Origin of the sequence: Aquimarina sp. MMG016 (assembly GCF_018100805.1) — a bacterium.
Taxonomy (GTDB): Bacteria; Bacteroidota; Bacteroidia; order Flavobacteriales; family Flavobacteriaceae; genus Aquimarina.
The window spans coordinates 168,151-189,132 of record NZ_JAGJEA010000002.1; the positions used below are offsets into that span (position 1 = coordinate 168,151).

Here is a 20,982-nt window from a genome sequence, read left to right on the forward strand (position 1 = left end):
CTCATTGAAGGTTTAACAGTTTGATAACATATTTAGCCAACAGAATATGAACTGGGAAATCTTCAAAACTAAACTTTATTACGATGAAAAACATCTTAACCATGTTGATTGCCTTTTTCTCGGTAATCAGTTATGCACAAACTCAATCTCTAAAACCAAGTCAGAGAGTCCAACAAGAAAAAGCTTTTGGAGAAACCTTTGAAAGCTTTCAGCTCTTTACCGCTGTTGATCATCAAAAAGCGGCACTGCAAGTTCCTTCAGAATTAAAAGATTATACTGTGTTTTCTTTTGATACACAGAAGCTATCTTCTTTTAAATCCAAAGTTCCAACTACCATGGAATTACAGATTCCTAATCAAAAATCTGCCATCTCTCTGGAGTTGGTCAAAGTAGACGTTACTACCGATGATTTTGAAATTAGAGAAATGCCATCAGGCAAGATTGTTCCTAGAGATGCTTCTGTATTACATTATCGGGGAATTATTAAAGGTCAACCTAATTCCCTGGCGGCAATCAGTTTTTTTGGTAATGAGATCTCTGGAATTATAAGTGCCGAGAACCAATCTAATAATATGGTGGTAGGGAAACTGAAAAACAGTGATCATCAGATTTTGTACCAAGATAAAGATATTGGACATCTGAATGATTTTGTTTGTCAGATGATTGATAACCCTAAAATAGAATATACAGAAGAACAACTACGGGACAATGGTCCAAACAAGGCTGCGGTAAAATGCCCTCGAATTTTCTTTGATATAGCAAATGATATTGTAAGGGATAAAGGGGGAGCTCAGGCTGCTACAAATTATATCGAAGCCATATTTAACCAGGTTTCTGTGTTATATGCTAATGATGATATTAGTATTCGTATGTCGGGAGCTAATGCCTGGACATCCAATGCGCCTTTTAATGGATTGAATAATTATCGTTCTTATAGAAACCAAAATAGTTTTAATGGCGATTTAGGGCATTTTGTAACCTATGATTTTTCCGGAGGTGTAGCCTGGGTTAATAGTGCGTGCTCCTCTTATAAATATGCTGTATCAGGAATCAGAAGATCCTTTAGCAATGTACCTACATATTCTTGGTCAGTAGAAGTAGTGGCACATGAATTAGGGCATAACTTAGGATCTCAGCATACACAAGCTTGTGTATGGAATGGTAATAATACCGCTATCGATGGCTGTTACCAAACAGAAGGGGGTTGTGCAAGACCAGGATTACCTTCTGGTGGAGGAACAATCATGAGTTATTGTCACCTTACTAATGTGGGAATTAATTTTAATAAAGGTTTTGGTTCACAGCCACGTAATGTAATTCGTAATGCTATTAGTTCTAAAAGTTGTTTTCAGACTTGTGATGTTGGAGGTTGCTCTAATGGAGATAATGTAAACGTAACTATTGTAAATGATACGGATTGTACCTTAAATTATTTTTTAAGTAATAGCTCCGAAGTGGTTACTATCAATGCAGGGCAAAGCCTTCAAAGAAATGCAATAGTAGGTGCTACCTGGGAGGCAAGAGATCCAAACAATGATGCTTACGATACTTTTCAGATCGTATGTAATCAAAGTACGTATACAACCGATGGATCCTGTGCCACAGGAGGTAACCCTTGTGAAGGTGTTAGCCCATGGCAGAGTGGTGTGAGTTACCCGGTTGGTGCTCTGGTAACTTATCAAGGTAACCTGTATAGAAGAACTAGTAGCGGATGGGATAATTTAGGGCCTTGTCCAACTACTGCTGATCCGTGCGAAGGCGTTAGCGAATGGCAAAGCGGAGTTAATTACCCTGTTGGATCTCTGGTAACGTATCAAGGTAACCTGTATAGAAGAACTAGCAGCGGATGGGATAATTTAGGACCTTGTGGAGCTAATATAAATGCTTTACCTTCTGATGGATCTTCTTTACCGGTAGCCATTGTAGTGTACCCTAATCCTGTAAAAGATATTCTGAACATAAAGATCAATAATGTATCTGACCTTTCTTCTAAAGTATCGATCAAAGATATTAACGGAAAAACATTAAGAACAGTGGATGTAAATTCATCTCCTGAGGGTAATGTAGAACAGATATTAGATGTAAGCAGTTTTTCTGCGGGAGTATATTTTGTTCAGATTATAAATGCTAAAAAGGTAATCACTCAAAAAATCTTTATAGAATAATTAATAGAATTACCTATGTTGGCTAGACAAGGCGGAGTTTATGACTTCGCCTTTTTTAATCTAAACTGGGCTTCGAGAACCTCAGCCCTCGGAAGACGATGCTACCGAACCCTGAGTTGTTACACTGAGCTTCCTTATTAGGCGGACAGGTGTCGAAGTGCTCTCAAAGGGTGATTACAAAATAAAATTTCTACAATTTAGACTATGTATTGCTTTTGGTCATTGAGGGTAATATAGTATCAGTAATGGTTAATATGCAGACCTATTTTGATGGTAGAAATTGGTTAAATTGTAAGTAACATGAACTCTTCAAAGAAATCTTTTTATGATCTAACTAATCAAGTATAAGGCTCTTTGGAATTAAAACTTATACCCATGAAAAACGTTTTCACACTCGTCATTACTGCGGTAATGGCGCTCACTGCTGCGTATGCTCAGCAAAATGATCCCAGCAATCTTGTAATTCAACAAAAGGCAAATGGAGTACCCTTTCAGGAGGTAAACTTATTTATAGAAACCACAGAGAAATCACAGGTTCCATTACCCAAAGCGTTATCCGAGTACACTTTATTATCCTTACAGAGTAGTCAGTTAAAATCCATGCAGACCGCTACTCCGGAAGCTATAAGTATAACCATCCCGGGGAAATTCCCAATGACCTTAGAATTGGTCAAAGTGCAGATCACTACTGATGATTTTGAAGTGGTCGAAATGCCCTCTGGCAAGAAAGTAACCAATGTTTCTGATGCCCATTATCGTGGGATTGTTAAAGGAAATAACAATTCTATGGTCGCCTTAAGTTTGTTAGACGACGAAGTGATGGGAGTGGTCAGTATTGGAGGAGAAAATGGTAATAAAGTCTTAGGAAAATTAGACAACAGTAATGAACACATCTTTTATAATGATGCGGATATTGCTGATCAAAATGACTTTTCTTGTAGCTTCAATGGTGAGATTAAAGAAGAATACACCAAAGAACAATTAGAATATGTGAGGACTCAAAAAGCCTCTGTTAAATGTCCGGGAATTTTCTTTGATGTGAGCAAAGATATAGTAGATAATAAAGGAGGCACTACGCAAGCTGCTAATTATATGACTGCACTATTTAATCAGGTTGCCGTTATGTATGCAAATGAGGATGTAACGATTAAATTGTCCGGAATGAATACTTGGACCTCTTCGCAACCCTTTGCTAATAACTTAGGGTCTTATCGAGATTATGTAAATCAAAATAGTTTTAACGGAGATTTGGCACATTTGGTCAATTATTCTTATAGCGGTGGAATCGCTTACAGACCTGGTCTTTGTGGTTCTTATAATCAAGGGATTTCTGGAATCCGTGCTAATTTTAGTAATGTACCCACTTATTCCTGGTCGGTATACGTGCTTTCTCACGAATTAGGACATAATTTTGGTTCTCATCACACACACTCATGTGTTTGGAATGGTAATAATTCAGTAATCGATGACTGCGGTAACAAATATTTAGCAGAGGATGGAGATCCAGACACAAGTCCAAGTTTTTGCTATAATTCTTCGAACGCTACGATTCCATCAGGAGGAGGTACTATTATGAGCTATTGTCATTTACAATCTACAGGGATTAATTTTAATAAAGGTTTTGGGACGCAACCGGGAAATGTAATCCGAAACACTATAGACAATGCTAATTGTATTTCTACCTGTGATGATGGCAGTTGTGGTAATGGTGATGCATTAACAGCTACCTTTAGAAACAGCACAGATTGTACCGTAGAATATTTTTGGAACAACAATGGTTCATTACAATCTTATGGGCAAGTAGCCGTAGGGCAATCAAAAAGTCAAGGTACTTTTGTAGGACATAATTGGGTAGTGAGAAAAGTAGGATCTTCATCAAACCTGGATAGTTTTAACATCACTTGCGGAAGAACTACATACACTACCAACACATCTTGCGGTGGTAGTGGTGTAGCCAATGGAGGTACTTATTTTATCCGTACAAAAAATAATAAATGCATTACCGTCTCGGAGCAATCTGCAGCAAATGGAGCCAATATCAATCAATGGCAATGTGTGAATCAGACCAATCAAAAATGGACTTTTAATGCCAAAGGTCAAGGATACTATGAAATCCGAAATTTAAATAGTAACAAATGTCTAGACATCTCCGGAGTATCTGAAGATAATGGTGCTAATGTCCATCAATGGAATTGTCATGGTAGAGATAATCAACAGTTTATAATTACTGCAGTAGGTGGTGGTAAGTTTTTAATAACAGCCAAAAATAGTGGTAGGTGTTTAGATATCGCAGGAGGTAATGCTGCTAATGGAGCCAATTTACAACAGTGGGGTTGTTATGATCAAAATGAGAATCAACATTTTACATTTGAAGCAACTACAACCAATATTGTAGAAGGAGCGATAGAAAATTTTGAATCCGCTAAGTTATTGGTGTTCCCTAATCCGACCAATACAGATCTGAATTTTAAAATACCCAAAACCTTTTTTAAGAATACAGCAAATATTAAGATATACTCGATTACTGGTAAGCTAATTATGAATCAAAGTGTCTCTGAAGATTTTGCAACTCTAAATGTAGAAAACCTTACTTCAGGAAGTTATTTTATCAAAATTACATCGGGAGATCAACAATTGATTTCACGTTTTCAGAAAAACTAGATTATTGTAACTAACATATAATTCTTTAAGATAGATCGGTAATCTTTTGTTTCATTAGATTACCGATTTTTTAATTTAAAATGTTTAGGTCTAGACCTTAATCCTGGTTTGAGATGTGGATACGCAAACATTAGGTAGGGCAGTGCTAAGCGTTGGCGTTAATGACTGAGGTGTTTGCAGTAGCAACCATACCCTTGGCGAAGGGTTACCTCTTCTTAGCGATTACCTAAACACAACCTGCGACCAATTTTGGTTGTGGGTTGTTTGTTTTCTAATTAAAAAAATGAATCAATTTAATAAGGAGTTAAACCATTTTTTAAATTTCTCTTTATCATAAGGTGTAGCGAGAATAGAATCTGCTTCAAGGTTATTTGTAAATGCGACAATATCAACACCTCTAGAATTAATTATTATGATCAGTACCACAGAGCCTTGGCCTAGATTATCTTTAAGAGCAAAAACGGTTAATTTTTCTGTGTCATTTATTAGTTTTCTTAAATAATGCTCATCATCTGAACCATCGATATATTTTTCCAGCATTTTCAAAAAATTACTTTTACTGTAACCTGATCCGTCAGAATAAAAATCATAGAACTCATAATAATTAAGCACTTCATCTGTGACATTTTCTATAGGTATATTATTAAGATCAGTACCTTTTGCTGTAGTCCAAAGGAATTGTTGCGCGGATAGCGTTTGTGTTAAAAGCGATAGATATAGAAGTAATATGAACTTAAACATGTTACTTGTTTTTAAGGTTTTGTTATTGGTTGGTAGAAAGTATTCTTTAATAACGACATAGTTTTTGTTTCTTATGATGATCACTACGAAGTTACAAACTTCGTAGAGCAGGTTTCTTCGATAACTGGAATAGAGTCAACAATATATAGAATATTTTCTCCTTGATTTTGACAAAACCCAATTGAAGTTATAAAACTTATAATCGTAATCGTTATTATTTTTCTCATTCGTTTTTTTAGCTGTCTAGTCCTGAAAAATGGCTACAGTTTAAAATTAGTTTTTATGCCAATAATTTATATACCATATTCGGTATTTTATGGGTTAAAGATAAGTGTAATCTTATTTCGTTGAACAGTTTAATTGCATTTTTGGCTGCTCCTTTTGCGTGTTGTACATTTATAAAAGTCTATCGAGGTAAAACTCATCTTTTAATATTACCTTAAATCAGCTATTATCGCTCATTTTTTAGGTTTTATTGAGTTTTAGTGTTTTGTTCATTTGATTGGAAATTGGCTTTATTCTTTAAAAACTGGTTTTACATAATCTATCAATGTAGTTCTACCTAGCATAAATCTAAAAATTAGATTCATTATAATTCCATTACAATCTTCAACTTGCACAGGTTCATTTAACTTAAACATAACTGGTTGTTCTTTTCCTCCATGTATTGCAATATTATCAGCATAAAAATATCTTCTTGGCGAATCGAGAATTGGATTTAGTCTACCTTTGAGCCCGTTGATATGACAAGTACTAATACAAATAATAGAGCCTATATTTTCTATAGTTTTTAATGTTATTTTTAAATCCTCGGATGTGTCAAATTGTTCTAAAACTGCTGACGAATATTCAGGATGTGCTACTAAAACTGAATACAGTCTTCTTGTTGTAATATTAAAGCTAACTTTTCCCTCATTGTTGGTTGTTCCATTTAATGTGGTTCCGTTATCAGCAATTAAACAAACTTGCGCTCCTTGGATTGGATAATCATCTGATATCACGGTTAAGTCTACATTTTTGGGATCTATTTTTGGTATGGTAACAATTGTTGATAAGGCACTTCTTAAATTTTCACTTGGTATCGTTCCACCACTATAAATTAATTTTTTTTCAATAATGAAGACAAATTCTTCCGGTGTTTTATCTTGAAGGCTAATATATCCAGTTGTTGGCAAAACTCCAGCTATTTCAGTGTCATCAAATTTAGCTGGAAGAACATACTCCGAACTTTCTTGAAAAGCTCTTGCTTGCATTGATTGCCTTTCGTGATTAGTCCATAATTTCTTACTATAATCTTTGGAAATGAACATTATCGTATATCTTGCTTGGTTCATATAAACATCAGAGAGATAGTCATATAGGTTTTTTCCCCATAAATTTGCTTCTTCGAATTTATCATAAAATGTTGATATTCCTTTTTGATTTAAAATATTTGCAACTTGATCTACGTATTCTCTTTGTTCTCCTGCAAAAGAAAGTGCAATATCAAAATTTGTTTTTCTCATTATGTATAAAGTTTTTTAGCTTTTTGCCTACGCTAAATATATGAATCGGAGCAAGGCAAAAATACTTGGACCAATAGATTTATCTGCTTGTTTTTGTTTTGTATTAAACTTATAAAAATTTAACGCCATTGCAAAAGTCAATGACCTTTCAATTGGTACCAAACTTTGCTCTGATTTCGTATATAATGTTAGCGTTATTTTACTTCCAATTAAAAATTATATTAAATACAATTCCAATTATCCATAATAGATTAATCATATTTTCGATTCCCAACCAGAATTTAAATTTCCTTTTCTTATTCGTGAAATTATTCCAGTTTATAATTTTGTTATTAGAATTTGATTTGTTTTTTATGTTGAAATATCTTGTAGATATAACTGGAATTGCAATTAAATAATATCCAATTAACATAATTGTATTTGTGAGATTTATGTTCAGCCAGTAAGTGCTAATTATAAATAAAATAAGTATCACTAAAGATGTGGCTACAAATTTTATATAAAGGTTTATTCCTCTATTAAATTCTTCTTCGGTAACCTGAGTTTCTTTGGTTCTCAGTTGGTTAATGCTTGATTGGGTCTTTGCCATTATAGATTTGTATTAACACTAACATCAAAATACGCGCAACAGTACACATATATACTATTTATAATTAATACAGTCACTTTTTCGCAACTATATATACTTTCTTAATATTCTTCACACTAAACTGCACTAACCACAAAACATTCTCTTGTGGAAAACCACAATGGTTATAGTATAAATACAAATATGAGATACCACTACAAGAATGTGTAGTGATCGATTGGGTGTTGTTTACGTTGTCAAAGTAGGTTTGACGACCTTACTTTTGGGGATGTGAATATAGGGAATTTTCCTCAGAAAACATTGTGCTTATGAAATCAGCCATATACTGTACACTAAATATTCTTTATTCGAGTAGTTTTAATGCTGTTTTCTGTATTTATATTTAAACTATTCTTTTGCCAAAACCTTATATCTAAGGGCTCTGTTTGTTATGTCATGAAAAACTATTTTCAGGCAACCTATTTCTTTTCATCATTAGCCAGACACTAAGTGAAAGCTCGGCTATAGCCATGGTTGACATTATAATTGCGTTAAGTGTTTCAGATAGATGAAAATCTATAAAGAATACTACATAGGTAAACGACGCAACTATCAATAATACTCCAAGGCTTTTCGGGATGTATTTAGCCTTAAAAGCCGAATACCCAAGTATGAGTATATGTAAGGCAAAAAATATGTATCCCATAAGTTTTAAGGATGCATACCCATACACATCAATAATCTGAAATGCCAGACCAAAGAGTGCTATTATCAACGTAAAAGCATATAACAACCTGAGAATTGCCGTTAGCAACGCGAGATCCTTATTTGCGGGCTTAAGAACTACATAAAGTGCAAGACCAATTATAGAATCCAAAACAAGTACGAGTAGATAACCAATAACAGCAAACACAAAAAGTCTCGCATTAGTTTCAATATCCCTGGCCAAAACTGCTGTATCTCCTGGTACTACAAAATTTGCTAAAAGAAAATCATCAACCAAGGTTACAATAAAAATCGAGGTTATAAAAGCAACTCCTACCACCATTGCTGCTTTGCTGGTCGATACGTTAGTGATGAAATTTTTCATTTTGTTTTCTTGGCTATTGGTAAATTAAAATGATCTAATCTTTTGAATACTCCTACCACAATTTAGAATACCATATAGGTAACACTAGCTGTTTTTGTTATCACATTCGTAACAAAATTTTTCCTCCGGTCATTTGGCTGGTATAATCGCGTATGGCTTCTTTCACATCTTGTAGCGGATAGATTTTTCTGATGTCGCTTTTGAGATGGTTTGGTATTTGTTTCTGTGCACGTTTCCACAACAGCATCATTTTTCCTATATTTTGTTTGCTAATCCATGGACCCAGCCAGAAACTGTCAATCTTCTTGTTTTCAAATATTAAAAGATCAGGGCTCGCTTGAATAGCTTGACGGGAGAGTGCACTAAACACTATAACCTTGCTATCTGTAGGCATAGCTTTTAATAGCTGATTGGTTAATTGACCTGCTACCGCATCAAATGCTATACGGCTATTAGCTTGATGACATGCGTCATGTAATTGTTGGTCGAATCCTGCTTCAGTACTGTTCAAAACAATATCAGCCCCCTGAGCCTTGAGAAGATCAACTTGTGCATCCCTGCGAACAACATTTATTATTTGAATTCCTTCGCTTCGCCCCAATCTGTTAACCATTTGACCAAGTGAACTTGCCGCAGCGGTCAATAAAATAGCTTTATGCCCTCCTTTTTTCGAAATATCTATAAAAGCACTGGCGGTGAGCGGGTTGATTAATGACATTGCTCCTTGCTCTAAACTCAATGATTTGTTCAAAGACAATACACCACCTTTGACACTTTTAACGACATACTCCGACCAAACACCTCCACCTATTCCCCAACCACTACAGGATACTTTTTTACCAAGAAAATAGCCTGCCATAACTCCTGGTCCAGCAGCAACAACTTCTCCAGAACCTTCTCCACCTGGAACAATCGGAGTTGGGTTTTTTAAGCCATAATAACCCACTAGAGTTGCCAAATCTGAGGGATTTATTGGTGCGAAGGCAACTTTGACCAAAACCTCGTTCTTTCCCGGTGTTGGTATGGGACGTTGCTCAATACTTAGTGCATCAACACCAGAATAAGAATTCAAAACGGCGACTTTCATAGTATCAGGAATCCTTGCTTTTCTCATCATAATTCAATTTTGTAAAGTGTACAATTGGACAAGTATAAAGCCAATTACCATCAACTTTTATATGCGGTCATTGGCTTTTTTATTTATGCAGAACTAAACCATAGGCCCCAATATAATGGCTTCATCACCAATATCGCTAAGCTCACAACTTTTAGAAAAACTGCTGTTATTCAGTTCTACCTGAAAGCTTATGGTATCCTCCTGTGGTTCAGAAACAACAGGAAGCCAGCGATACGGTAAATCCAGCTCGGTTTCTTTTGGATTTGTGAGGTTAAGAATTGCGTACTGTCCCTTTTGATGCTGAAATCCGGTAGGTTTTTCAAAACTTAATTCGATCTTTTTCTCATCGATTCTTTTATGATCTATAAGCTCAACAACTCTGTCATCGACATATTTGACCTCATCGCATGCTGACCATATTTTATCCTGATTCATTTGCAAAGCAACCAAAAAACCTCCTTGAATTGAACCTTCAAAACCACCTCCTGGAAAAGCCCATGCCGATGCAAAGTACAGGTTAGGAATCAAGAAATTGTTTCTAAATCGCTTACGTGCTATTTGGTCTTTAGTTTGGGCATAACCATAAACAGATCCAGTTGGATTAGAGGTATAGCGTTTAATGGTTTTGGATGTAGACACTTCGTAGTATTCGATACTATTTCGGATTCCTGGATACTGCTTTTCTAATCGTTGCAACAAGACTTGCGCTATTTCTTCTTTTTTTACCTTGTAGTCTTCTTTATTTAAATTTTCCCAATCTTCAATATAATCCACAGCACAAATTACACCTTCAGACTTATGAGGTGGTGCCAGTTGGGAATCTACTTTGCCATAGTCTACAAAAATAAATCTGCGTTTAGACCAATCTCCATGGTGGTTATTTTTAATATCTTTTAAGGTAGTTACACCATCTCCTTGAAAAACATTTGAGTAGTATTTTACACCAAACTTTTTTACATCCGTATTAAAACCGAGATATATACATAATAGTGAACATGAATTGATTTTTGAACTGATTTTTTGTTGCAGCTGAGTGGAATAAGGATCATCTAGCATCGACGGTACTGTGGGAATGGCACAATTAGCTACAACATTATCGCATAAAATAGTAGTAGGTTTTGAATTCTCATTAAAACTATCACGGAAAGTAACTCCAGTCGCTTTACCATTCTTGGTAATGATTTTCTCTACTCTTTTACCTAAAAGAACACTGCCACCATTTTTTTCTATGTAGGAGGCCAGGTAACTAGAAAGCTGTTGTGAACCGCCTTTTATAAAGTGACCACCATTTTCAATAAAGCCAGAAAAGGGTGTGCCAAAGTAAAACATTGATAGTGTATAAGGATCATCTCCCCAATAAGCAAGATGTGCTACTAGATCTAGTTTTGCATTTTCATTGGTAATGTACTTATCCAACCAAGACCCAACGGTATGTTTAGTTGCCTCTACAAGATTAGGGTAAAGCAACGGCATCAGCGGATAAATTAGCTTTTGTTTTAAAGGTGAACGAGGTTGTTTCGTGGCTTCCTTTCGCACTCCTGCAATCAACTTGATAAAACGTTTGATACCTTTTTCGTCTTCAGGATATTTATTGATTAATGCTTTCGTAGCTGCATCATATCCATGTGGCATCACAAAATCTTCCTTATCAGAAACTACTCCATAGAACTCAGGTACTTGCTCGAATTGAACATTTTTGTCCACTTCAAGCATTTTGAAAATTTGTGTAATCGATCCGTTTTCAGTCAGGCCGCTCATTTCGTGCAGCCCTACTTCTACAATGAAATCTCCTCGCTTAAATGTGGTTGCACACCCACCAGGTTTGTGGTGTTGCTCTATTAAAAGGACTTTCTTTCCAAATTTTGAGAGTGTGGCTGCGGCTGTCAATCCGGCTAAGCCGCCTCCGATAACAACAGTATTATATTTCATTTTTGTGTGTTTTGAATAGTGAGGGTAATGTATTCTTGGCATTAATTTTTAATTATGTGCTTTTTAGATTGAGTTATTTTCATTCTCTGTAAGCTAAAAAGGGATCATTGAACGGCACGCAATATGTAAAATAGTTATTGCTTTTATTGATTTAGAATTAAAGATCTATACACTAAATCTACTATCTATCAACTATTTAAAAAATGATATAAATCACAAAACACTTTTTAAAATCTTTATTCCTAAATGGGCGTGCATGGTGGTAAATAGCATTGATCAGTCAGTTCTTTATAGAAAACCATAATGCTAATAAAGCGTAAGAAATTATTACAAGAATATATGCTAATCGATTGGATTTTGTATACGCTATCAAAGCAGGTGTGATGACCTTACTTTCTGGTACATATACCTTCAATATCCTAATCCTGAATATAAGGAGGTTTTCTCAATCGTGTAATACTAGATATTAGATTTTATAGTATATCATTTGGCTTAAACCAGCATACTTTTATATTTTAGCTTAAAAACATAAATCAATGATATTAGGAATAGGCTCCAGAATTAAACACCCAACACATGGATTAGGTGTAGTGACCAATGTAACCGCAAAAATGTATTGGGTAACCTTTATAGAAAACGGATTAGAAACCATTGATGTAGATGAGGATTTTGAGGTCATCGATGGAGTAGAGGATGAGGTAGATACGGTGAGTTTTTATGAGGTGGAAAGAACACTAAGAGAACTGCTAAAGCGGTATAGCGATATCTCAGAAATTGTACCTATCGCAGATAAATGGAAAGGTGGTAAACTCATCTTAGAACCAGGAGATACGAATCTAGCATCTAAAGAAATCCCGATTGATACCTTCTTTCATAAAATAGTGATGGTTCGTGATCGTATCCGAGTGATGGAACAAAAGATCAATAGTTCTAAAACGATAGATGATCAGGATAAAGTAGATCTACAACAATATATTACACGTATGTATGGGAGTTTAACGACTTTTAATGTGCTGTTCAAGAATAAATCTCAACAATTCACAGGAAGTAGCAAAAAGTAAATGACTCCATATCCACTCATCAAAAAGATTGGATTAATCGCAGGACCTATCTTGTTCTTGCTGTTGATCAACCTTCCGGTTGTATTAGTTTCTGAAATTGCCGATAAAGTACTTTCGGTTGCAGTGTGGATGATTGTATGGTGGATTACCGAGGCGGTTTCTATATCTGTGACTGCTTTGATTCCGTTGATCTTGTTTCCGCTGGTTGGTGTTTTAGATTTGAAAACGGTTTCCCAAAGCTATGGTAGCCCCATAGTTTTCCTGTTTTTTGGAGGGTTTGTCATGGCATTAGCCCTAGAAAAAGTAAATCTGCATAAACGTATTGCTTTATCTATTATAAAAATTACAGGAACAAGCCCTGATCGAGTCATTCTCGGGTTTATGATTGCCACAGCTTTTATGAGTATGTGGATTAGTAATACAGCCTGTACCGTGGTGATGTTGCCCATTGCTTTATCCGTGATACAACTATTGGTGGATGATGAGGATGGTTTTACTAAGAATGATCGCAATTTTGCATTAAGTATTATGTTGGGTATTGCTTTTTCTGCCAATGTAGGGGGAGTAGCAACTATTATCGGAACACCGCCAAACTCTGTATTGGTTGGTTTTTTGGAAAACGAATATCAGATCGAGATTTCATTCCTGAACTGGATGTTGCTGGCCTTGCCTTTTTCTGTCTTAATGATTGGTATTGTTTATGCTGTGATCGTAAAATGGATTTACCCGAATCGGATCGGTAATTTTTCGGCATCCAAAGATCTGATAGATCAAGAGCTAAAAAAGCTTGGTAAAATAAAACGTACAGAGCGCAGAGTGCTTACTATTTTTTGTGCAGTGATATTCTTATGGATTTCCAGAACTACGATTAATAGTTTCTTTCCAGGGCTTAAGTTATCGGATACCGGTATTAGTATGATGGGAGCCTTTGCTTTGTTTGTAATTCCGTTTAAATTGAGCAAAGGAGAGTTTACCTTGATTTGGAAAGATACTCAAAAACTCCCTTGGGGAATCCTTATTCTCTTTGGTGGAGGATTAGGACTGGCAAGTGGTTTGTCTCACGCAGGTTTGATAGAATTGGTAGCCAATACCATTGCCGAGAATAAAGGCCTAAGCTTACTGGTAGTGACACTATTACTGATCGTTTTTATGCTTTTTATGACAGAATTGATGAGTAATGTAGCCTTGGTCGCCATTTTTGTTCCTGTAGTTGCAGGAATTGCAATAGGGTTGGATATACCCATGCTGCACCTGTTAATTCCAGTTACGATGGCAGCCAGTTGCGCGTTTATGCTACCGATGGCAACACCGCCCAATGCGATTGTATTTGCCAGTGGGTATGTAAAAGTATCCGAAATGGTAAAAGCAGGATTCATCCTTAATGTTATTTCGGTAGTACTACTGGTCTTGTTGTTTAAGTTTTACGTGTCTTTGTTGTTTTGATGTATATTATTTAGTACTGCCTACTGAATACTGGCTACTGCCGTACTTAATACTCATCTATTCATTCCACGCCCTAAGATTAGAAATAGGGATTCCAAAACCTAGTAGTTTATGTTCCGGGGCTAAATAAGCACCACTTTCTGTAGTGGTCCAGCCTTCCCAGGTAGCTTCTATACCACCGATAGGAATAATTGACACCCACATTTGATAACTTGTAGGGAGGTAGTTCTGATCAACTTTCCATAGATATGAATCCCCCGGAGTGGTTCCTCCCGAGCTATAGGTAACTAATAACCCTTTAGAACCATCTTCTAATGTAACTAGTTTACGAGTAACTCCAGGATCAAATAATTTGTGTGGAGCCACTATCCAAAAAGAATCATTATTGAAGTTAGCCAGTGCGTTTTCTATTATTGTATTGTCCTCTGTACTTACAGTCATTGCTCCATTTTCATAAATAGAACTTTTATATGGATTATTTAAATCTAATTTGACCATAACCTCTCCAATAGTAACCTCAACCACGTTAGATTTTCGATTCCAGAGATAGTGATTTTTATTTCTAAACGTCCATTGTAGGTAATCTGTTTCCATATATTTATCGTGCTGAACGGCTTCCTGAATCTTTAAGGCAAATTGATCAGCTTCAGCACCTGATTGGCCTTCAGGAAGTTTTTCGTTTAATGAAAAATATAAAGTTGCTAGGGCGATAATAATCAAAGCAATAATGCTAAGAACTAATATTTTTAAGATTTTGAAGAGTTTCTTTTTCAAAGCAGTTGAGTTTTGTGTGAATTTAGAATTCTAAATGTATGAAAATATTAGGAACACCTTAAAGCGAAGCATAATATTCGAAAGATTTCATGATCAATGCATCAGAAACTGTACAGTTATATTTTGCCTCACCAATAGTATTTAGTAATACGAAGTATATATTACCTTTTTCATTCTTTTTATCGTGGATCAATAAATCTGTTATGGATTGATAATCTTCAGGAGCAATATCTACTTTAGGGAATGTTGCAAGAATAACTTCACTGATGTCCTCTAATTCCTCAGTGGTCAAAGAAAGGGTTTCTACAGAAAGATAAGCTTCCATTATCATACCGATGGCTATAGCCTCGCCATGTAATAAAGTTGGTTTCTCAGGATGCGTTAAATAGAAAGACTCGATAGCATGTCCCAGAGTATGCCCAAAATTGAGATATTTTCTTATGTTTTGTTCCGTAGGGTCTTCAAAAACAATATTGTTTTTAATCACCACAGAATCATAAATCATCTGATCCAAATCTTCAAGCTCTAGCTTAGAAAGATCCCTGATCTTTTCCCAGTATTCACGATCTTGGATTAATCCATGCTTAAGCATTTCTGCAAAACCGCTACACATCTGATTTACCGGTAGCGTTGCTAAGTACGCTGAGTCAATCAAAACCATTTCGGATTCGCTGATGATCCCAACCATATTTTTAAGGTTACCAAGGTCTACGCCTGTTTTTCCTCCAACAGATGCATCTACCATAGCTAATAGCGTAGTAGGAACATTAATATAATTGATCCCTCGTTTAAAAGTACATGCTATAAACCCACCAAGATCGGTTACCACTCCGCCTCCGAGGTTGATCATCAAACTTTTTCGGTCAGCGCCCAACTCAGACAAAACATTCCAGATACCCCTACACGTTTCTATGTTTTTATGAATTTCACCAGGTTCGATTTCGATCACTTCAATATCATATTCCCCTTCGATTTTACTCATAAATAGCGATAAGCAGTTTTCGTGAGTATTACTATCAACAAGGATGAATATTTTGGAGTGGTTGGTTTCTGATAAATAAGTGTTTAGTTGTGAGTAACATTCTTCATTAAAATACACAACAGAATCTTTCGAAACAATAGGCTTCATATAACGTGGATTAACATCGGCGAAATTAAGCAGAATTTGCAATAAAATAAACTCGCAAGTTCTATATTTGCAGATATCCTAAAATAATCGCTTAGGAAACATATAAATTATCAATATTTTATTAATTCATCTTCAGAGCTGAAGAATTCTAAAAAATTACCTTTGATGAGTCAAAATAACTTGTTTGAAAATACACAAAATGCTTTTGCCTTAAAAAGTGATTCTGAGCTGGAAAGAGCTTATTTTTTATTCAAAATGATTTCTAATGAACCCTTGGTACGAATCGGTACTGCGGTTACAAACTTTGCGATCAAGGCGCATTTGCCAGTGCAGGGGTTAATCAGAGCTACTGTATTTGATCATTTTTGTGGAGGAGTAAGTGAAGAAGATTGTATGCCTGTGGTGGATAAAATGTTTACCAAAGGTGTTTGCTCTGTTCTGGACTATTCTGTAGAAGGTAAGGAAGAGGAAGCTCAATTTGATGCTGTATTACAAAAAACTCTGGAACTTCTGGAATTCGCAGATGAGAAGGATGCAATGCCTTTTGGAGTATTTAAACCTACTGGATTCGGACGATTTTTAATTTGGCAAAAGAAAACAGAAGGTACTCCGCTAACAACTGAGGAAGAAGCAGAATGGCAACGTATTGAAGAACGTTTTGATATTGTATGTAAAAAAGCCTATGATTGTGATGTGGCAGTACTAATTGATGGAGAAGAAAGCTGGATGCAGGATGCAGCAGATGAATTAGTATCCAAAATGATGCGGAAGTATAATAAAGAAAAGGCTATTGTGTATAATACATTACAATTATACAGGCATGACCGTTTAGAATATTTAAATAAACTCCACGAAGAGGCTAAGGTGTATGATTTTAAAATAGGAGTAAAGATCGTTCGTGGTGCTTATATGGAAAAAGAGAATGACCGTGCAGAGGAAAAAGGATATCCTACACCAATTTGTAAAGATAAAGCACATACCGATCAGAATTTTAATGATACGATGAGGTATACGCTAGAACATCTAGATGATATTTCGGTTTTTATTGGAACACACAATGAAGAAAGTAGTTATTTAGCCATGGATATAATGTCTGAGCTAAATATTGATAAGAATGATTCTAGAGTATGGTTTGGGCAATTGTATGGTATGAGTGATCATATTAGTTTTAATATAGCCAATGAAGGGTATAATGTTGCTAAATATCTACCATTTGGTCCTGTACGAGATGTGATGCCATATTTGATCCGTCGAGCGGAAGAAAATACCTCGGTAGCTGGACAAACCAGCAGAGAATTGAATTTGTTATCTAAAGAAAAGAAGCGCAGGAAATTATAAATGAATCTTAATCAAGTCACAGTCCCATCATTAGATGTTTCAACATCTATTACTTTTTATAAGAAACTAGGTTTACGATTAATCGTAGAAGCTCTGCCTCATTATGCTCGGTTCGAATGTGTGGAAGGTGATGCTACTTTTTCTATTCATCAAGTCGAAGAATTGCCTGATGGTGATGGTGTTTATGTGTATTTTGAAACTGAAAACTTAGATATAGAAGTAAATCGTTTGATGGCTGAAGGCATTCAGTTCGAATTGCTACCCACTGATCAAAGTTGGTTATGGAGAGAAGCCCGACTCAAAGATCCTGATGGAAATCTAATCATTTTGTACTTTGCCGGGGATAACAGAAAGAATCCACCTTGGAGGATTAACTAAAAAATAATCATGCAACTAACTATCGATAAAACTTTTGAAAATCAAAACTTCTCAGATCAGAAACTACCATCCAGAGAATATGATAATTGCACTTTTGTTAATTGTGACTTCTCGAGTACAGATATGTCTGTCGTTACTTTTCTAGAATGTAGATTTGATAATTGTAAATTTAGCTCGGTGATGATGAAGGAAACTTCTTTTCAGGAGGTAGTTTTTGTAGAATGTAAGATGCTTGGACTAGATTTTAGTACATGCAATGACTTTATGTTTTCTGTAGAATTTGGTAAATGTAATCTGGACCTTGCTTCTTTTTATGGTTTTGTTTTAAAAAACACGGTATTCAATAACTGTAATCTTAAAGAAGCTGATTTTACAGAAACTGATCTTACAGGTTCTGTATTTCATAATTGTAATCTATCGAATGCAGTATTTAAGAATACCATTGCAGAAAGAGTAGATTTTAGAACTGCAGAAAACTTTACGATTGATCCTGAAAATAATAGACTAAAAAAAGCTAAATTTAGTACATCAGGATTATCAGGTTTGCTTGAAAAATATGACTTGATAGTAAAATAAATTTTTCTTCCTTAATAGTTTATCGGGTATACGGTAAACTCAATTCATTATCAGCTTTTTTCTTAAGAATTGCTTTATAGCAGGTGATAGATGTTATCTATTTCACTATAATTTTATACATCCTATCAATTTTTTATCTACGAAAAATTACTTTTAAATTTAAAGAATGGTAATAAAATGATTTATTAACTCTTAAAACACACAAATGAAAAAACCACTCTTAACAACCTTAACCTGCCTGATACTTCTATTAACTGGATGTAATCAAAAAGAAACTAACGGAGATGTAGCCGAAAAAGGAAAATGCCCTTTCGGATTCTCCTCAGAAGGCCCATCTGGAGGACTCAATGTAAGTAATGATAGTAAAACCAATAGAGATTGGTGGCCTAATCAATTGGACTTAAGTGTACTCCGGCAACATTCATTTAAATCCAACCCTATGGATGAAGGTTTTAGCTACACAAAAAAGTTTAATAGCTTGGATTATGATGCTCTAAAAAAAGACTTAACTGCCTTAATGACTGATTCACAAGATTGGTGGCCGGCAGATTATGGCCATTATGGAGGGTTATTTATTCGTATGGCTTGGCACAGTGCAGGAACATATAGAACTGGAGATGGTCGCGGAGGATCAAGGGAAGGTCAACAGCGTTTCGCACCACTTAACAGCTGGCCTGATAATGGAAATCTAGATAAGGCTAGAAGACTCTTGTGGCCAATCAAACAAAAATATGGTAGCAAGATTTCTTGGGCAGATCTAATGATATTAGCCGGAAACGTAGCTTTCGAATCTATGGGTTTTAAAACTATTGGTTTTGCCGGTGGTAGAGAAGATGTTTGGGAACCTGCTAGTAATGTATACTGGGGTCCGGAATCTAAAATGCTGGATGATGAACGCTATACAGGTGATCGTGAACTAGAAAAACCTTTGGCGGCCGTTCAGATGGGTCTTATATATGTTAATCCAGAAGGCCCCAATGGTAATCCTGATCCAGTTTTGGCTGCAAAGGATATACGAGAGACTTTTGGACGTATGGGAATGAATGACGAAGAAACAGTAGCACTTATTGCTGGAGGACATACTTTGGGTAAAACACATGGTGCCGCACCCGGATCTCATTTAGGTGATTCACCGGAAGCCGCTAGTATAGAAGAACAAGGATTTGGTTGGAAAAGTGATTATAAGACAGGAAAAGGAAAAGATGCTATTACCTCTGGTTTAGAAGTGATCTGGACAGCAACACCAACTCGATGGAATAATACATTTTTTGCCAATTTATTTAATAATGAATGGGAATTAACAAAAAGTCCTGGTGGAGCTCATCAATGGCAAGCCAAAGATTCTGAGGAAATATTTCCAGATGCTTTTGATTCAGAAAAAAGACACAAACCAACTATGTTGACTACAGACCTTTCACTACGATTTGACCCTGCTTATGAAAAGATTTCGAGAAGATTTCTCGAAAACCCTGAAGAATTTAATACTGCTTTTGCTCGTGCTTGGTTTAAGCTAACACATAGAGATATGGGGCCTCGGACTACATATATTGGTCCAGAAATTCCAAAAGAAGAATTTATCTGGCAAGATCCAATTCCGGCAGTTGATCATGAATTAGTAAATACCAATGATATTGATGATTTAAAATCAAGTATACTAAATTCTAATCTCACTATCAGTGAATTGGTGTCTACAGCTTGGGCTTCTGCATCTACCTTCCGGGATTCTGATAGGAGAGGTGGTGCCAATGGAGCTCGTATTCGATTAAGCCCTCAGAGAAACTGGGCGGTTAATAATCCCAAACAATTAGGTAAAGTATTGACAACTCTGGATAAAATCCAAAGCGATTTTAATGCTAAAGGTAAAAAGGTTTCTATGGCTGATCTGATTGTCTTAGGTGGTGCTGCGGCTATAGAGGAAGCAGCTAAAAAAGCGGGCTATTCTATTAAAGTTCCCTTTACTCCGGGACGAATGGATGCTTTACAAGAGCAAACTGATGAAAAAAGTATGGAAGTACTAGAACCGATGGCTGATGGGTTTAGAAATTATTTAAAAACAAAATATACATTAACCACAGAAGAATTGCTAATTGATAAGGCTCAATTGTTAACCCTTACAGTTCCTGAAATGACTGTTCTCGTTGGAGGGATGCGTGTTTTAAATGCGAATCATGATAATTCCAGACACGGTGTTTTTACCAAAAGCCCCGGAACTTTGACCAATGACTTCTTTGTCAATTTATTGGATATGAGTACCGATTGGAAAGCAGTTTCTGATGCAAAAGAAAAATATGAAGGAAGAGACAGAAAAACAAATGAACTGAAATGGACAGCAACGCGTGCAGATCTTATTTTTGGTTCTCACTCTGAGTTAAGAGCATTATCAGAGGTTTATGCTAGTAACGATGCAAAAGAAAAATTTGTAAAAGACTTTGTAGCAGCTTGGAACAAGGTAATGACACTAGATCGATTTGACCTAAAATAATCTATTTCATTATATAAAAAATGAT

15 protein-coding genes are annotated in these 20,982 nt (G+C 35.7%); 8 read left to right on the forward strand and 7 right to left on the reverse strand.

Annotation, left to right across the window (positions count from 1 at the left end; all coding sequences use genetic code 11):
- The first annotated feature begins 83 nt into the window (after window positions 1-83).
- A complete protein-coding gene (locus tag J8M14_RS03755) occupies window positions 84-2,165 on the forward strand; it encodes a M12 family metallo-peptidase (protein ID WP_211073204.1) in 2,082 nt (693 codons plus the stop codon).
- A 375-nt stretch (window positions 2,166-2,540) separates the two neighbouring features.
- Window positions 2,541-4,826, forward strand: coding sequence for an RICIN domain-containing protein (locus J8M14_RS03760; protein WP_211073206.1), 2,286 nt, complete (start codon window positions 2,541-2,543; stop codon window positions 4,824-4,826).
- Between the two features lie 288 nt (window positions 4,827-5,114).
- Here J8M14_RS03760 and J8M14_RS03765 read toward each other — a convergent pair whose 3' ends face one another.
- The 5 genes from J8M14_RS03765 to J8M14_RS03785 all read right to left on the reverse strand — a co-directional run bounded on the left by J8M14_RS03765 (window position 5,115) and on the right by J8M14_RS03785 (window position 11,776).
- A complete protein-coding gene (locus J8M14_RS03765; RefSeq protein ID WP_211073208.1) occupies window positions 5,115-5,567 on the reverse strand; it encodes a hypothetical protein in 453 nt (150 codons plus the stop codon).
- 515 nt (window positions 5,568-6,082) lie between these two features.
- Entirely contained in the window at window positions 6,083-7,072 is a 990-nt protein-coding gene (locus J8M14_RS03770; protein ID WP_211073210.1) for a TIR domain-containing protein, read from the reverse strand.
- Between the two features lie 1,022 nt (window positions 7,073-8,094).
- The gene (locus J8M14_RS03775) at window positions 8,095-8,730 is read right to left on the reverse strand and encodes a DUF4386 domain-containing protein (RefSeq protein WP_211073211.1); all 636 of its coding nucleotides are present in this window, start codon (window positions 8,728-8,730) and stop codon (window positions 8,095-8,097) included.
- Between the two features lie 100 nt (window positions 8,731-8,830).
- A complete protein-coding gene (locus tag J8M14_RS03780; protein ID WP_211073213.1) occupies window positions 8,831-9,847 on the reverse strand; it encodes a zinc-binding dehydrogenase in 1,017 nt (338 codons plus the stop codon).
- Window positions 9,848-9,940: 93 nt separating this feature from the next.
- The gene (locus J8M14_RS03785; protein WP_211073215.1) at window positions 9,941-11,776 is read right to left on the reverse strand and encodes an NAD(P)/FAD-dependent oxidoreductase; all 1,836 of its coding nucleotides are present in this window, start codon (window positions 11,774-11,776) and stop codon (window positions 9,941-9,943) included.
- Between the two features lie 536 nt (window positions 11,777-12,312).
- Here J8M14_RS03785 and J8M14_RS03790 point away from each other — a divergent pair.
- Together J8M14_RS03790 and J8M14_RS03795 are read left to right on the forward strand one after the other, a co-directional pair.
- Window positions 12,313-12,837, forward strand: a complete 525-nt coding sequence (locus J8M14_RS03790; RefSeq protein ID WP_211073217.1) for a hypothetical protein — start codon at window positions 12,313-12,315, stop codon at window positions 12,835-12,837.
- A complete protein-coding gene (locus J8M14_RS03795) occupies window positions 12,838-14,280 on the forward strand; it encodes a DASS family sodium-coupled anion symporter (protein WP_211073219.1) in 1,443 nt (480 codons plus the stop codon).
- A gap of 57 nt (window positions 14,281-14,337) precedes the next feature.
- On the opposite strand, the gene J8M14_RS03800 is transcribed toward J8M14_RS03795, so the two are convergent.
- Together J8M14_RS03800 and aroB are read right to left on the reverse strand one after the other, a co-directional pair.
- The gene (locus tag J8M14_RS03800) at window positions 14,338-15,054 is read right to left on the reverse strand and encodes a hypothetical protein (protein WP_211073222.1); all 717 of its coding nucleotides are present in this window, start codon (window positions 15,052-15,054) and stop codon (window positions 14,338-14,340) included.
- A 58-nt stretch (window positions 15,055-15,112) separates the two neighbouring features.
- On the reverse strand, window positions 15,113-16,183 hold the full coding sequence (gene aroB / locus J8M14_RS03805) for a 3-dehydroquinate synthase (RefSeq protein WP_211073223.1): 1,071 nt from the start codon (window positions 16,181-16,183) through the stop codon (window positions 15,113-15,115).
- Between the two features lie 165 nt (window positions 16,184-16,348).
- On the opposite strand from aroB, the gene J8M14_RS03810 reads away from it, so the two are divergent.
- The 4 genes from J8M14_RS03810 to katG all read left to right on the forward strand — a co-directional run bounded on the left by J8M14_RS03810 (window position 16,349) and on the right by katG (window position 20,957).
- Window positions 16,349-17,521 (forward strand): proline dehydrogenase family protein, encoded by a 1,173-nt coding sequence (locus J8M14_RS03810; protein ID WP_211073224.1) that lies wholly within the window; start codon window positions 16,349-16,351, stop codon window positions 17,519-17,521.
- Window positions 17,522-17,899 carry a VOC family protein gene (locus tag J8M14_RS03815; RefSeq protein ID WP_211073225.1) on the forward strand — a complete coding sequence of 126 codons (378 nt, stop codon included), beginning with the start codon at window positions 17,522-17,524 and terminating at the stop codon, window positions 17,897-17,899.
- A gap of 9 nt (window positions 17,900-17,908) precedes the next feature.
- Window positions 17,909-18,475, forward strand: coding sequence for a pentapeptide repeat-containing protein (locus tag J8M14_RS03820; RefSeq protein WP_211073226.1), 567 nt, complete (start codon window positions 17,909-17,911; stop codon window positions 18,473-18,475).
- A gap of 205 nt (window positions 18,476-18,680) precedes the next feature.
- Window positions 18,681-20,957, forward strand: coding sequence for a catalase/peroxidase HPI (gene katG / locus J8M14_RS03825; RefSeq protein WP_211073227.1), 2,277 nt, complete (start codon window positions 18,681-18,683; stop codon window positions 20,955-20,957).
- Window positions 20,958-20,982 lie beyond the last annotated feature (25 nt).